Genomic DNA, 14,254 nt, shown 5'->3' with positions numbered 1-14,254 from the left:
GGTCAGTCAACTAAGATGCCGACTGATCCAATGCTACCGCGGGCAAGCCCGCTCCCACAGTTGACCTGCGGCGCTGTTAGATCTTGAGTTCCACCTCGCCCAACCGCCCCCCATGGGGCCCAAAGCTGCGTTCGAGCATATGTCGCAGCCCATCGGCATGCACAATCAGCGCGGTACTCGCCCGCGTCCCATAACTGGGGCTGGCGATAAACACACTCGACAACAAACTCTCCGTAGCCAACCCCACCCCGGTATCCGGCAACTCGGCAAAAGGAGCGGTCTGCGGGTCGCTCAAAATTTCCAGCAAGGCATCCGGCTGCGGATCACCCAGCACTTGGCTCAGTGCCGCCTTGGCCTTGAGCAGCTTTGGCCAGGGCGTATCCAGCCCGGCGTTGGATAAACCATAGATCCCGGCCGTCAGTTGGGTGGGGGCCGATTCATTGGCGTTGTAGTGCCACAGCTCGTGCGGCGTGCCAAGCAACAGGTTGAATCCGGCATATTCAATCGATCTGCCGTTAACCTCGGCCAAGTAGTCGGCAACCGGCAGAGAACCGCCGAGAAAGCGCGCTACCAACTCGCCGCGGGACTTGCGCGCCGGTGGCTGGTGCGGGTCGCGGATATTGGTCAGCGCGGCAAACCGTCCATCGGCGCCGACCCCCAGCCAAGTGCCCCCCGCTTCCTGGTCGCGACCGGCATACACCTGCGGTGCATCCGGCCACTGGGCCAAGGGCAGGCTGGGCCGGGCGTAGAATTCGTCACGGTTGGCCGCGACGATCAGCGGCTGGGCATGGCCCGGCCGCCAGGCGAAAACAATCAGGCACATAAGGCGATCCTTTTGTGTTTTGCTCACTCTACCCATAGAACCGCCGGCTATCCATCGTATCGAAGTTGGGCCAGATGCCTCCCATCCGTTAACATGCCAGGCTGCTTGGCGCGGGTGCGAACTTCTTCATTTGATCGAGCTGCTGTAACGCAGGCTTAATCGTCCACCGGCAAGGTCCGTGCGCAATAACGAATGATTTAACGAGGAGTCGCAATGCTGCCTTACCCGCAGATCGACCCGGTGGCCCTGGCCATCGGTCCGCTGAAAATCCACTGGTACGGGTTAATGTACCTGATCGGCATCGGCGGCGCCTGGCTGTTGGCTTCCCGACGCCTGAACCGCTTCGACCCGACCTGGACCAAGGAGAAGCTCTCCGACATGGTGTTCTGGATGTCGATGGGCGTGATCGTCGGCGGGCGCCTGGGCTATGTGCTGTTCTACGACCTGAGCGCGTACCTGGCCAACCCGACCCTGATTTTCGAGGTATGGAAGGGCGGCATGGCGTTCCACGGCGGCTTTATCGGCGTGATGCTCGCGGCCTGGTGGTTTGGCCGGCGAAACGGTAAGTCGTTCTTCCAACTGATGGATTTTGTCGCGCCGATGGTGCCGATCGGCCTGGGTGCCGGGCGGATCGGTAACTTCATCAACGCCGAGCTGTGGGGCAAGCCGACCGATGTGCCGTGGGCCATGGTGTTCCCGCCGTTCAGCGACCCGGCGCAGTTGGCGCGCCATCCGTCGCAGTTGTACCAGTTCGCCCTTGAAGGCGTGGCGCTGTTCCTGATCCTCTATATCTACTCGCGCAAACCGCGGCCGACCATGGCGGTTTCGGGGATGTTCGCCCTGTTCTACGGGATTTTCCGTTTCATCGTCGAGTTCGTGCGGGTGCCGGATGCGCAGTTGGGCTACCTGGCGTTCGGCTGGCTGACCATGGGTCAGGTACTGAGCATTCCGATGATTCTTGTTGGCCTGGGCCTGCTCTGGTGGGCTTACAACCGCCCACAGGCGATCAAGACCACTGCGCTATAAATTCGAACGCCGAGGCCCGAGGGCCTCGGCTTCACCGATACAGGTAATGTCATGAAGCAATATCTCGAGCTGGTTTCCCACGTCATCAACAACGGCACCAAGCAGGCCAACCGCACTGGCGTGAACACCATCAGCTTCCCCGGTGCGATGTTGCGCTTTGACCTGCAGGAAGGCTTCCCGGCCATCACCACCCGCAAAATGGCCTTCAAATCGGCGATTGGCGAGATGTGCGGCTTTTTGCGTGGGGTGAATAACGCCGCCGAATTCCGCGCCCTGGGCTGCAAGGTCTGGGACCAGAACGCCAACGAAAACGCGCAGTGGCTGGCCAACCCGTTCCGCCAGGGCGAGGACGACCTGGGCGAGATCTATGGTGTGCAATGGCGCAAATGGCCGGCGTACAAGCAGATCCCGCTAAGCAACCAGGCCGCTATCGAGCAGACCCTGGCCCAGGGCTATCGCCAAATCGCCGAAGGCGAGGAAGACGGCCAGGCCTACGTGGTGCTGTACAAGGCCATCGACCAGATCCGCCAGTGTGTCGACACCATCATCAAGGACCCGGGCAGCCGGCGCATCCTGTTCCACGGCTGGAACTGCGCCCAGCTCGATGAAATGGCCTTGCCACCGTGCCACCTGCTGTACCAGTTCCACCCGAATGTCGAGACCAAGGAAATCTCCCTGACCCTCTACATCCGTTCCAACGACCTGGGCCTGGGCACGCCGTTCAACCTCACCGAAGGCGCCGCGCTGCTGAGCCTGATCGGGCGCCTGACCGGCTACACGCCGCGCTGGTTCACCTATTTCATCGGTGATGCGCACGTCTACGAGAACCATCTGGACATGCTCAGCGAACAGCTCAAGCGCGAGCCATTCGCCGCGCCGAAGCTGGTGATCAGCGAGCGCGTGCCGGAGTTTGCCAAGACCGGGGTGTACCAGCCGGAGTGGCTGGAGCTGATCGAGCCTGGCGACTTCTCGCTGGAAGGCTATGAGCACCATGCGCCGATGACGGCGCCGATGGCGGTCTAGTCGAGACCGCATCGTCTGCATCGCAGGCAAGCCAGCTCCTACATGTGACCGAGTACTCAGGCACATGTGGGAGCTGGCTTGCCTGCGATGGCGTCAGCTCAGTTACCCCATTATCTAATGGCCGTGACTACGACCCACATGTGAGTGCTCCGCCTCACTGGCCGCCACACTCCCACTGACCTCCAGCCGCTGCAAAATCCCACACTGGTCGATCTCCGGCCCTTCGCCACAGCGCTGGCGCAGGTCGAGTAGTTGTGTCTGCAAGGCCAGCAACCCGTCAATCCGCGCCTTGACGTGATGGATATGCTCGTCGATCAGTGCATTCACGCTCTCGCACTGGTCCTGGGGGCTGTCACGCAGGCCGAGCAGGCTGCGGATTTCCTCCAGGGTCATGTCCAGGCTGCGGCAGTTGCGGATAAAGGTCAGGCGCTCGGTGTGCGCCTGGGTGTACAGCCGGTAGTTGCCCTCACTGCGCGCCGGTGGTGGCAGCAGGCCTTCTTTCTCGTAATAACGGATGGTTTCCACCGGGCAGTCGGTCAGTTTTGCCAGTTCGCCGATCTTCATCGCAGCAATCTCCAAAAGGGTGCTTGACCCTATAGTGGCTACAGGGTCTTTACTTGGCAACAGGCACCTTCATGGACGCGACACAATGAGCGATTCCCTGCGCACCCCGCACAAGCACGACCACAGCCACGATCATGATCACGACCATGATCACAGCCATCACGGCCACGGCCATGATCATAGCCATCATGATCACGCGCAAAAGCTTGCGCCTGTGAAAAAGCATGATCACGGTGGCGGCTCCTGCTGTTCCGGCGCCGCAGCCCCGTCGTTGGTGACGTTGACGCAAGCAACCAGCGCCAACGCGCGCCTGAGTACCTTCCGCATCGAGGCCATGGACTGCCCCACTGAGCAGACGCTGATCCAGAACAAACTGGGCAAGATGGCCGGTGTGCAGCAACTGGAATTCAACCTGATCAACCGTATCCTCGGCGTGACCCACGACCTGCCGAGCACCGCGCCGATCGTCGAGGCCATCAAGTCCCTGGGCATGCAGGCCGATCCGATCGAGGAGGGCGTGCCGGCCGCCGCACCACCGGCCAAGAAGCACTGGTGGCCGCTGGCCCTGTCTGGTTTTTGCGCCCTGGCAGCAGAGGTGATCCATTTCACCGACGCGGCCCCGACCTGGGTGGTGGCGCTGGTAGCGCTGGTGTCGATCCTCAGTGGCGGCCTCACCACCTACAAAAAGGGCTGGATTGCCCTGAAAAACCTCAACCTGAACATCAACGCGCTGATGAGCATCGCCGTGACCGGTGCGATCCTGATCGGCCAGTGGCCGGAAGCGGCGATGGTGATGTTCCTGTTTACCGTGGCCGAGTTGATCGAGGCCAAGTCCCTGGACCGTGCGCGCAATGCCATCAGTGGCTTGATGCAGATGACCCCGGAGCGGGCCACGGTGCGTCAGGCTGACGGTAGCTGGGTCGAACAAGAGGTCAAGACCATTGAACTGGGCGCTGTCGTGCGGGTACGTCCCGGCGAGCGCATTGGCCTGGACGGCGAAGTCACTGCCGGCCAGTCCACCATCGACCAGGCGCCGATCACCGGCGAGAGCCTGCCGATCGAGAAGACCGTGGGCGATAAAGTCTTCGCCGGCACCATCAACCAGGCCGGTTCCCTGGAATACCGGGTGACCGCTGCCGCCAACAACTCGACGCTGGCGCGCATCATCCATGCAGTGGAACAGGCCCAGGGCTCGCGGGCGCCGACCCAGCGCTTTGTCGACAGCTTCTCGAAAATCTACACCCCGGCGGTGTTCCTGTTTGCCCTCGGCGTGGCGGTGATCCCGCCGCTGTTCATGGGCGCGGTGTGGTTTGACTGGATCTACCGCGCCCTGGTGCTGTTGGTGGTCGCGTGCCCTTGTGCGCTGGTGATTTCCACCCCGGTGACCATCGTCAGCGGCCTGGCTGCCGCTGCGCGCAAAGGCATCCTGATCAAGGGCGGCGTGTACCTGGAGGCCGGCTACAAGCTCGACTACCTGGCCCTGGACAAGACTGGCACCATCACCCACGGCAAGCCGGTGCAGACCGACTACCTGGCGTTGTTCCCCAACTTGGAGGACCGCGCACCGGCGCTGGCCGCCAGCCTGGCCGCGCGTTCCGACCACCCGGTGTCGCTGGCGATCGCCAATGCCGCTGTTGATAAAAAACTCCCGCTACAGGCTGTGGATAACTTCGAAGCCCTGGCCGGGCGCGGGGTGCGCGGCGAGATCAATGGCCAGGTCTATCACCTGGGCAACCATCGCCTGGTGGAAGAACTGGGCCTGTGCTCGCCGGCCCTCGAAGAGAAACTCTTCGCCCTGGAAAAACAAGGCAAGTCGGTGGTGCTGCTGCTCGACACATCCGGCCCATTGGCGCTGTTCGCCGTGGCCGATACGGTCAAGGACAGCAGCCGCGAAGCCATCCAGCAGTTGCACGAGCTGGGCATCAAGACCCTGATGCTCACCGGCGACAACACCCACACCGCCCAGGCAATTGCTGCCCAGGTGGGCATCGACCAGGCCCAGGGCGACCTGCTGCCCACCGACAAGCTCAAGGCTATCGAGGACCTGTACGGGAAAAACCACCGGGTCGGCATGGTCGGCGACGGCATCAACGACGCCCCGGCCCTGGCCCGCGCCGAGATTGGCTTTGCCATGGCTGCAGCGGGCACCGACACGGCCATCGAGACCGCCGACGTTGCGCTGATGGACGACGATTTGCGCAAGATTCCGGCATTCATACGCTTGTCGCGACAAACGTCGAGTATCCTCAAGCAGAACATTGCCCTGGCGCTGGTGATCAAGGCGATCTTCCTGGCGGTCACCTTCATGGGCATGGCCACTATGTGGATGGCGGTGTTCGCCGACATGGGCGTGAGCCTGCTGGTGGTGTTCAATGGTCTGCGCCTACTGCGCAAATAGTCGATGAGAGGGTGGTGTGCTGAGTGCCGAGTTGAAGGCGTTTTACATGGTTGCCCGCCTGGGCAGTATTACCCAGGCGGCGAAAAAACTCGGCCTGAGCCAACCCACGGTGACCACCCAGATCCGCCATCTGGAAAGCCAGTACGCAGTTGAGCTGTTCTACCGCGGTGGCCGCCGCCTCACCGTCAGCGACGAAGGTGCGCGGCTGTTGCCGATGGTCAAGGCGCTGTTGCAACAGGAAGCGGATATCGAGTTTTTCCTGCGCAACAGTGGCCAGGTCCAGGGCACGTTGCGGATCGCCGCGACCGCGCCCTATTACATCCTCGACCTGGTGAAAACCTTTCGTGAGCGCTTGCCCCACGTGGAAGTGGCGGTGGAAATCGGCAATTCCCAGCAGGTCCTCGAAGCCCTGGATGATTACCGGGTGGACGTCGCCGCCTCCTCGCAACTGCTGGACGACCCGCGCCTGATCCGCCGGGTGCTGGGCACCGATCCACTGGTACTGGCGGTGCATCGCAATCACCCGTTGGCCGTGCTGGAGCATGTGCCGCTCAGTGCGCTGGCGGGGCATACCCTGTTGATGCGCGAGGCAGGGTCCACCACCCGGCGCCTGACTGAAGAGATGCTCAAGGGCGCTGGCGTGAGTTATGGGCCGCTGCTGGAAATCGGCAGCCGCGAATCGATTCGCGAGGCGGTGCTGCGCAACATCGGCATCAGTATCATCGCCCGCCAGGAAGTGCCCCATGACCCGCAACTGCGAGTGCTGACCATCGAGAATGCGCCGCAGATTCCCGAGTACCTGTACTGCCTTAAAGAGCGCAAAGGTGCCCGGTTGCCGGCGGCGTTTCTGGGGTTGGCGCAGGAAATGTCGCCACTCTGAAAAGGTGGATGGCTATGAAATCGCCATCGCAGGCAAGCCAGCTCCCACATTTGAATGTATTCACAGATCAAAATGTGGGAGCTGGCTTGCCTGCGATAGCGGTAGACCAAACACCCCAAGGCTATACCCCTACCCAAATCCACCAATACCACTATCACCCGCTTTTGCCTTCCTGCCACACCAGGGACGCATTTGCTCCCTAGCATGGCCTTCATCAGTTTGATGAGGTGCCACCATGAACACAGCCCAGCTCAACCCCGGCGCGCCGATGAAGGTGCGTGGTATCCAGAAGCGCTTTGGCGCCTTTACTGCCCTGGACCATGTGTCCCTGGACGTCGCCGCCGGTGAACTGGTGTGCCTGCTCGGTCCCTCGGGCTGCGGCAAGACCACCTTGCTGCGCTGCATCGCCGGCCTGGAACGCCAGGACAGCGGCGAGTTGTACCTGGGTGATCGCGACGTTTCCCTACTGGCACCCCAGGCGCGGGACTACGGCATTCTGTTCCAGTCCTACGCGCTGTTTCCCAATCTCAGCGTCGAGGCCAACATCGGCTACGGCCTGACCGGCAGCGGTCGCGATGAAGTGCGCAAGCGCGTGGCGCAGATGCTGGAACTGGTGGGCCTGACCGGCAGCGAAAAAAAATACCCCGGCCAACTGTCCGGCGGCCAGCAACAGCGCGTCGCCCTGGCCCGTGCCCTGGCGCCGGCCCCGTCGCTGTTGCTGCTGGACGAACCGATGTCGGCCCTCGATGCCCGAGTGCGCGAGCACCTGTGTACCGAGCTGCGCCAACTGCAACGCCGCCTGGGCATCACCACCCTGATGGTCACGCACAATCAGGACGAGGCCATGCTGATGGCCGACCGCATCGCCGTGATGAACAACGGCAAGGTCGAGCAGTACGCCACCCCGCAAGAAATCTACGACCGCCCGGCCACGCCGTTCGTGGCCGAGTTTGTCGGCCAGGGCAACTGGCTGCCGTTCAGCCGCAACAGCGCCAGCCACGCCCAGGTCGGCGGGATGAACGTGCGCCTGGCCGATGACTGCGGCAAAGCCGCGTCGGGCCGCCTGTTCTGCCGGCCGGAAGCGATCAGCGTCAACCCGCCGGTACACGAAGAAAACCTGTTCCCGGCCAAGGTCCGCGAGATCACCTTCCTCGGCAACCGTTGCCGCATGAGCTTTGAACTGGACCAGTTGCCCGGCCATTCACTGCTGGCCGAACTGGCGCCGGAAGCCATGCCGCGCCTGGGCGCCCAGGACATCTGGGTGGCACTGCCGCCGCGCAGCCTGCAGGTGTTTGCCTGAGATGGCCGTTGATATGAGCCTGCCGGTACCCGGCCGCGTGGCCCGTCAGGCTTCCCGTGCGCAAATCGGCGACCGCATCTTTGTGCTGGGCGGCAAGCTGCTGTTGCTGTGCCTGTTGGGTGTCGCCGTGCTGCTGCCGCTGCTGGCGATCTTCTGGCGCGGTTTCAGCGCCGAAGACGGCCAGGGCGGCGGCCTGGTGGCCGCGCGCGAGTTGCTGACCAGCGCCAACTTCCATTGGCTGCTGGGCAATAGCCTGAAGGTTTCCCTGAGCGTCGCGATCATTGTCGTACCCCTGGCCTACCTGTTTGCCTACGCCCTGCAACGCACGCTGATCCCCGGCAAGACCCTCTGGCGCGGCCTGTCGTTGCTGCCGCTGATGGCGCCGTCGATGTTGCCGGGCATCGCCCTGGTGTACCTGTTCGGCAACCAGGGCATGTTGCGCGGTTTGCTGTCAGACAACATCTACGGCTTCTGGGGGATTGTCCTCGGTGAAGTGATCTACACCTTTCCCCACGCGCTGATGATCCTGCTGTCGGCGTTGTCCCTGGCGGACGCGCGGCTGTTCGATGCCGCCTCAAGCATGGGCGCCAGCCCGGCCCGGGCGTTTCGCAGCATCACTTGGCCGGCGACACGCCAGGCGGTGTTCGCCGCGTTCTGCCTGGTGTTCACCCTGACCATCACCGACTTCGGCGTGCCGGTGGTGGTGGGCGGCGACTATCAAGTGCTGGCGCTGGAAGCCTACAAGGCCGTGGTCGGCCAGCAGCAATTCGGTCGTGGTGCCCTGATCGGCATGGTGCTGCTGTTGCCGGCGCTGCTCAGTTTTGCGGTGGATACCTGGCTGCGCCGGCGCCACGGCGACTCCATGAGCGGCCGCGCCCAGGTGTTCCAGCCGGCGCCATCGCGCCTGCGTGATGGCTGTTACCTGGCGATTGTGCTGCTGATCTGCGCGGTGCTGATGTTGGTGTTCGGCATGGCGGTGTATTCGTCGCTGGTGAAGTTCTGGCCGTACAACCTGTCGCTGTCGCTCAACCACTATCAGTTCAATGACACCGCCGGCGGCGGCTGGCTGGCCTATCGCAACAGCCTGACCATGGCGATCTGCACCGCACTGATCGGCAGCGTACTGATCTTCACCGGCGCTTATCTGATGGAAAAGACCAAGGGGCAAAAAGGCCTCAACCTGGCGCTGCGCATGCTCAGCTTTGTGCCGATGGCGGTGCCGGGCCTGGTGCTGGGCCTGGGCTACGTGTTCTTTTTCAACCTCAACGGCAACCCGCTGCATGTGCTCTACGGGACCATGACGCTGCTGGTGGTGTGCACCATTGCTCACTATTTGACCACCGCGCAAATGACCGCCACCACGGCCCTGCGCCAACTCGACGCCGAGTTCGAAGCCGCCGCGCTGTCGCTCAAGGCGCCGCTGTACCGCCACTTTTTGCGGGTCACCGTGCCGATCTGCCTGCCGGCGCTGTTGGACATCCTGCGCTACCTGTTTGTCTCGGCGATGACCACCGTATCAGCCGCGATTTTTCTCTACAGCCCCGACACCATCCTCGCCGCAGTGGCCGTGCTGAACATGGACGACGCCGGCAACGTAGGCGGCGCGGCGGCCATGTCGACCCTGATTCTGTTCACCTCAGCCAGCGTCTCGCTGCTGCTGGCGTGGGCCTCACGCGGTTTGTTGCGCCGCTCCCAGGCCTGGCGCCAAACCGCGCCCGGTCAATAACTCTGCCCCCACAAGGAAACGCACCATGTTCAAGCCCCTGGCCCTCGCCGCTGCTGTGCTCACCGCGTTCAGCCTGAATGCCTTTGCTGCCAAGACCGAGTTGACCGTGTACACGGCCCTTGAAGCCGAGCAGTTGAAGACCTACAAAAAAGCCTTCGAGGCGGCCAACCCGGACGTCGAGATCAAGTGGGTGCGCGACTCCACCGGGATCATCACCGCCAAGCTGCTGGCGGAAAAATCCCGCCCGCAAGCCGATGCGGTGTGGGGCCTGGCGGCTTCCAGCCTGGCGATCCTCGATCAGCAAGGCATGCTGCAAAGCTATGCGCCAAAGGATCTGGACAAGATTGGCAAGAACTACCGCGACGCCGCCAACCCACCGGCCTGGGTCGGCATGGACGTGTGGGCCGCGACGATCTGCTTCAACACCGTCGAAGCCGAGAAACAGGGCCTGAGCAAACCCATCAGCTGGCAGGACCTGACCAAGCCCGAGTACAAGGGCAAGATCGTCATGCCTAACCCGGCGTCGTCCGGCACCGGTTTTCTCGACGTCAGCGCCTGGTTGCAGACTTTCGGCGAGAAGCAGGGCTGGCAGTACATGGATGACCTGCACCAGAACATCGGCCAGTACGTGCACTCCGGTTCCAAGCCGTGCAAGCTGGCGGCTTCGGGTGAGTTCCCGATCGGCATTTCCTTCGAATACCCGGCGGTACAGTTGAAACGCCAGGGCGCGCCGCTGGACATCGTATTGCCCAAGGAAGGCCTGGGCTGGGATATCGAAGCCACTGCGGTGATCAAGGGTACGGCCCACCCGGAAGCAGCGCAGAAACTCGCCGACTTCTCCGCCAGCCCCGCAGCGATGGAGCTGTACAAGGAAAACTTCGCGGTGCTGGCCCAGCCGGGCATTGCCAAGCCGCAGACCGAATTGCCGGCGGACTATGAGCAGCGCCTGATCAAAAACGACTTTGCCTGGGCCTCGAAGAACCGTGACAACATCCTGGCTGAATGGCGCAAGCGCTATGACGGCAAGTCGGAGAAAGTGGCAGGTCAATAATATTCGTTGGGGCTGATGGCCTTATCGCCGGCAAGCCAGCTCCCACATTTGAAGGTGTTCACAATTCACCCTGTGGGAGCTGGCTTGCCTGCAATAGTGGTCTGCAATTCGCTACATCACTTAATTCTGGGGAGAGGCCTAATGAAAGCTGAGCAGGTAGTCGCCGAGGTCTTTGCTCTGTATGAACAGCATGGCGCTGCCGATTACATCGGCGAGCCGGTGTCGCAGATCGAGCATATGTCCCAGGCCGCGCAACGGGCCATGGCCGAAGGCTTCGACGATGAAGTGGTGCTGGCGGCGTTCTTTCACGACATCGGACATATCTGCGGCCAGGGTGGCGCGAACATGGGCGGCTACGGCGTGGTCAGCCACGAACGGCTGGGCGCCGATTACTTGCGGCGCGCCGGGTTCAGCGAACGCCTGGCGAAACTGGTGGAGTATCACGTGCAGGCCAAGCGTTACCTGACCTTCAGCCAGCCGGACTATTACGCACGCTTGAGCGAGGCCAGCCGCCGCACCCTGGGTTATCAGGGCGGGGTGATGACGGCCGACGAGGCCCGCGCGTTCGAGCAGGACCCGCTGTGCGCGGTGAGCCTGCGCATGCGCCACTGGGATGAACAGGCCAAGGAAATGCACGTGCCGCTGCTCGACCTTGAGGTGTTGAAGGCCAAGGCCCGGCAACTGCTGGCGGCCTAGGCCTCGTCCAGGCGTTGGGCCAGGGCCTCGATCTGTTCCTGGCGCTCGGCCTGGCTCAACCTTGGGTGAGGGTTGAGCGATGACCATTGCGGATGGGCGCGCGCCTTGTGCAAGGCGTCGGGCAGTTTGCCTTCGCGCCAGCTCTTGTCCTGCGGGGTGTCGACCTTGATGCTGTGCAGCGCCGCATGCCCGCGCAGGTTCAGGGCCTTGAGCAACTGGCGCTGGCGCAGGGCCAACAGGCGCAACACGCTGTCATCCACGGTCAGTTCGCGCTGGCCCTTGATCTTGCCCAGCAGACGGCTGCCGTAGCTGCGCGCGGTTTGCAGCGCGCCGCCGGCAATCGCCCCGGCCAGGGCGGCTGCGCCCAGGGTCAGGCCGCCCACCAGCAAATCCACACCGGCACCGGCGGCGGCCCCCGCGGCAATCCCGCCGCCGACCCGCACCCCCAGTTGCTTGAGGGTTTCGGGGTTGAACAAATCATCACCCCAACGCCCGTCCAGCAACGGCAGGTCGCTGGCCGCAGCGTCTTGCGGGCGGAAGCCGTAGAGTTTGAGCAGGGCCTCGACGCAACGTTGTTCGCGCTGGCGCACGGCCTTGCGCAGATCGCTGATGGCTTGCTGTTCATCCTCGGTGACCACGCTGCGTCGGCACGCAGCGCAGTCGATCAGCAGCTCGGCGATCAGGCGCGCGGCGCTTAGCTGGCGCGCCTGGCGCTGGGCTTCCTGGTCGAGGATCAGCCGTTCCAACTGTGGCCGCGAGCTTTCCAGCAACAGGGCGAGGCTTTCATACAACCGCCGCTCGCCATCTTCGGGGGGCGCCACGCTGTCAAAGCGCACCAGCGCGTGCAGGCCCAGGCGGGCCAGGGCTTCACGCCAGTCCGGCTCGCGGTGTTCGGCGCTGCTGACAAAGTTGAGCACCGGCAGCAGCGGTTTGCCGCAACTGGCCAGCACTTGCAGCTCGTCGCGGTACTTGGCCAGCACCGGCTCCCGGGCGTCGATCACGTACAGGCCGGCGTCGGACGCCAGCAACTGACGCAAGACCTTGGCCTCCTGCTCAAAGCGCTGGCGGGCTTCGCTGCCTTCGAGGAAACGCGCCAGGCGCGCCGGGCCATCCAGGCGTTCACCGGGGCGGTCGAGGCGTTCGAGGTAGTCGAGCAGGGCGATGGCATCTTCCAGGCCTGGGGTGTCGTACAACTCCAGCAAGGCCTCGCCGTCGACCGACAAGCGCGCACCTTCGACATGCCGGGTGGTGCTGGGGCGGTGGGACACTTCGCCAAAGCCTACGTCACGGGTCAGGGTGCGCAGCAGCGAGGTCTTGCCGACGTTGGTGTGGCCGACCACCGCCAGTTTCAGGGGTTTAGTCATGACCGGTCTCCAGCCAGGTGAGCGGCGCGCAATCGGCGAAGGGCAAGTCCAGTTGCTGCAATGCGCTGTGCCAATCGCCGAGGCGCTCGGCATCCAGCGCCTGGCCCGGTGGCGCTTGCAGCAGCCAGACGCGGGTAGCGCTGGCGCTGCGGGCCAGCTCGCCGATCAGCGCGAGGCTGCCGCGATCCGGCGAGCGGCGTGGATCGCAGGCGATCAGCAGGCGTGCCGGCGGGAAGCGGGTCAGTTGCTCCAGCAGTTTGTGGCGCGATTCGCGGCTGTCGAGGATGCCGGCGTCCTTGACCGTGGCCGGCAACTTGGGCGGCCAGGGGCGCTGGTCGTCCAGTTCGATGGCCACCAGCAGGGCGCCATCGCTGTGCAGGTCGCTGGCGCCGCCGCTGACGTGGTGCAACTGCGGCGGCGCGGCATCGTTGACGCCAAGGCGTTCGCTGCTGGGCATCAAGGCTTCGCGCAAGTGGCTGTAGCCGGGCAGGTTGAGGTCCAGGCCCAGGGCTGCGCGCCCGCGTTTCCAGCGCCATAGGCACAGTACGGCGAGGATCAGCCTTGGCAGCAAGCCATAAACCAGCAACACCCCTACCAGCCACGCAGCCCAGGCCTGGCGGGCGCTTTCGATATTCAGCGCCGAATCGCCGCTGGCGCGGATCATCTCCACGCTGGGTACGCTGAAACCGAGCAGCGCGGGCAGGCTGCCCAGGGCCTGGGTCACGCTGACAAAGGTGTCGGCGCCAAGGATGGTGGTTTCCCAGACAAACCCGTAGCGCCGGGTGGCCATCAGCGTCAGCAGGATCACCAGCGCGCTGCACAGTGCCAGCAGCCACAGGCCATTGACCAGCACACCCACCGCCCAGCGGTTGAGCTTATGGCGTTGCAGCAGCAACAACAGCGCTGGCGCCAGTTGCGCGGCCTTGGCATCGCGGGCGAGTTTTTCGCTGAGCCACAACCACAGGCGGCCGAGGCTGGCGCTGTGTTCGCCGGCAAACAGCAAGCCCAGGGCCCAGCTCAGCAGCAGGATCAGGTTCAAGCCCAGCAAGCTGCCCAGGGCCCAGAACACATTGACCGGGGCCAGGCCGTTGCCCAGGGCGGCGAAGGCCAGGCCAGCGCCGCTGACGATGGCCAGCACCATCAGCACGATCAGCGCCAGGCGTGCGCCTTGCAGCCAGTGGAGCAGGGCGGCGTGCAGGCCGTCACGCTCGGCCAGCCACAACGCGCGGTTTTGAATGCGCGTCGGCAGGTCGCCGCCGTGGCTGCGGGCCAGGCGATTGGCTTCCTGGTCTTCCAGGGGGCCAGCGTGTTCTTCACGCAGGCGCACGGTTTCCGTCAGCCAGAGTGTGTGCAGGGGGTTCAGAGCAGTCACGCGCCGTCCTGTTGTGTCAGTGAGCCTGGAG

General features: G+C 63.7%; 12 protein-coding genes. 8 read left to right on the top strand and 4 right to left on the bottom strand.

The genetic code is table 11. The features are described 5' to 3' along the window. Positions 1 to 76: 76 nt before the first annotated feature. Positions 77 to 823 carry an NRDE family protein gene (locus tag ACO77H_RS26365; RefSeq protein WP_432754751.1) on the bottom strand — a complete coding sequence of 249 codons (747 nt, stop codon included), beginning with the start codon at positions 821 to 823 and terminating at the stop codon, positions 77 to 79. Positions 824 to 1,036: 213 nt separating this feature from the next. On the opposite strand from ACO77H_RS26365, the gene lgt reads away from it, so the two are divergent. Then, entirely contained in the window at positions 1,037 to 1,849 is an 813-nt protein-coding gene (lgt, locus tag ACO77H_RS26360) for a prolipoprotein diacylglyceryl transferase (RefSeq protein WP_169954962.1), read from the top strand. Positions 1,850 to 1,900: 51 nt separating this feature from the next. Then, entirely contained in the window at positions 1,901 to 2,872 is a 972-nt protein-coding gene (locus ACO77H_RS26355) for a thymidylate synthase (protein ID WP_170057573.1), read from the top strand. A 114-nt stretch (positions 2,873 to 2,986) separates the two neighbouring features. On the opposite strand, the gene cadR is transcribed toward ACO77H_RS26355, so the two are convergent. Beyond that, positions 2,987 to 3,436: a Cd(II)/Pb(II)-responsive transcriptional regulator gene (cadR, locus tag ACO77H_RS26350; protein ID WP_169954961.1), complete on the bottom strand. Its 450-nt coding sequence runs from the start codon at positions 3,434 to 3,436 to the stop codon at positions 2,987 to 2,989. Between the two features lie 85 nt (positions 3,437 to 3,521). Between cadR and ACO77H_RS26345 the strand changes: the two genes are divergently transcribed. From ACO77H_RS26345 to ACO77H_RS26320, 6 genes are all read left to right on the top strand, one after another. Further along, on the top strand, positions 3,522 to 5,834 hold the full coding sequence (locus ACO77H_RS26345) for a heavy metal translocating P-type ATPase (RefSeq protein ID WP_432754750.1): 2,313 nt from the start codon (positions 3,522 to 3,524) through the stop codon (positions 5,832 to 5,834). A gap of 16 nt (positions 5,835 to 5,850) precedes the next feature. Then, positions 5,851 to 6,714: a LysR family transcriptional regulator gene (locus tag ACO77H_RS26340; protein ID WP_432754749.1), complete on the top strand. Its 864-nt coding sequence runs from the start codon at positions 5,851 to 5,853 to the stop codon at positions 6,712 to 6,714. 235 nt (positions 6,715 to 6,949) lie between these two features. After that, positions 6,950 to 8,014 (top strand): putative 2-aminoethylphosphonate ABC transporter ATP-binding protein, encoded by a 1,065-nt coding sequence (locus ACO77H_RS26335; protein WP_169954958.1) that lies wholly within the window; start codon positions 6,950 to 6,952, stop codon positions 8,012 to 8,014. A gap of 1 nt (position 8,015) precedes the next feature. Continuing rightward, a complete protein-coding gene (locus ACO77H_RS26330) occupies positions 8,016 to 9,740 on the top strand; it encodes a putative 2-aminoethylphosphonate ABC transporter permease subunit (RefSeq protein WP_432754748.1) in 1,725 nt (574 codons plus the stop codon). Positions 9,741 to 9,765: 25 nt separating this feature from the next. Beyond that, positions 9,766 to 10,791, top strand: coding sequence for a putative 2-aminoethylphosphonate ABC transporter substrate-binding protein (locus ACO77H_RS26325; protein ID WP_432754747.1), 1,026 nt, complete (start codon positions 9,766 to 9,768; stop codon positions 10,789 to 10,791). Between the two features lie 141 nt (positions 10,792 to 10,932). Then, complete coding sequence (locus ACO77H_RS26320) at positions 10,933 to 11,487, top strand: phosphonate degradation HD-domain oxygenase (protein ID WP_172313666.1); 555 nt, start codon at positions 10,933 to 10,935, stop codon at positions 11,485 to 11,487. On the opposite strand, the gene ACO77H_RS26315 is transcribed toward ACO77H_RS26320, so the two are convergent. Together ACO77H_RS26315 and ACO77H_RS26310 are read right to left on the bottom strand one after the other, a co-directional pair. Further along, positions 11,484 to 12,851, bottom strand: a complete 1,368-nt coding sequence (locus tag ACO77H_RS26315; protein ID WP_169954954.1) for a DUF3482 domain-containing protein — start codon at positions 12,849 to 12,851, stop codon at positions 11,484 to 11,486. The genes ACO77H_RS26320 and ACO77H_RS26315 overlap by 4 nt on opposite strands. Continuing rightward, the gene (locus ACO77H_RS26310) at positions 12,844 to 14,223 is read right to left on the bottom strand and encodes a DUF2868 domain-containing protein (protein ID WP_432754746.1); all 1,380 of its coding nucleotides are present in this window, start codon (positions 14,221 to 14,223) and stop codon (positions 12,844 to 12,846) included. Before ACO77H_RS26310 ends, ACO77H_RS26315 begins: the two co-directional genes overlap by 8 nt. Positions 14,224 to 14,254 lie beyond the last annotated feature (31 nt).

Source organism: Pseudomonas sp. WMBT8, assembly GCF_050916005.1.
Classification (GTDB): Bacteria; Pseudomonadota; Gammaproteobacteria; order Pseudomonadales; family Pseudomonadaceae; genus Aquipseudomonas.
Note: the sequence above shows the minus strand (reverse complement) of the source record. Positions and strands in the feature narration are given on the sequence as shown.

Coding starts and splice junctions, on each gene's coding strand:
- ACO77H_RS26365 (WP_432754751.1), bottom strand. CDS start 823: ATGTGCCTGATTGTTTTCGCCTGGCGGCCGGGCCATGCCCAGCCGCTG.
- lgt (WP_169954962.1), top strand. CDS start 1,037: ATGCTGCCTTACCCGCAGATCGACCCGGTGGCCCTGGCCATCGGTCCG.
- ACO77H_RS26355 (WP_170057573.1), top strand. CDS start 1,901: ATGAAGCAATATCTCGAGCTGGTTTCCCACGTCATCAACAACGGCACC.
- cadR (WP_169954961.1), bottom strand. CDS start 3,436: ATGAAGATCGGCGAACTGGCAAAACTGACCGACTGCCCGGTGGAAACC.
- ACO77H_RS26345 (WP_432754750.1), top strand. CDS start 3,522: ATGAGCGATTCCCTGCGCACCCCGCACAAGCACGACCACAGCCACGAT.
- ACO77H_RS26335 (WP_169954958.1), top strand. CDS start 6,950: ATGAACACAGCCCAGCTCAACCCCGGCGCGCCGATGAAGGTGCGTGGT.
- ACO77H_RS26330 (WP_432754748.1), top strand. CDS start 8,016: ATGGCCGTTGATATGAGCCTGCCGGTACCCGGCCGCGTGGCCCGTCAG.
- ACO77H_RS26325 (WP_432754747.1), top strand. CDS start 9,766: ATGTTCAAGCCCCTGGCCCTCGCCGCTGCTGTGCTCACCGCGTTCAGC.
- ACO77H_RS26320 (WP_172313666.1), top strand. CDS start 10,933: ATGAAAGCTGAGCAGGTAGTCGCCGAGGTCTTTGCTCTGTATGAACAG.
- ACO77H_RS26315 (WP_169954954.1), bottom strand. CDS start 12,851: ATGACTAAACCCCTGAAACTGGCGGTGGTCGGCCACACCAACGTCGGC.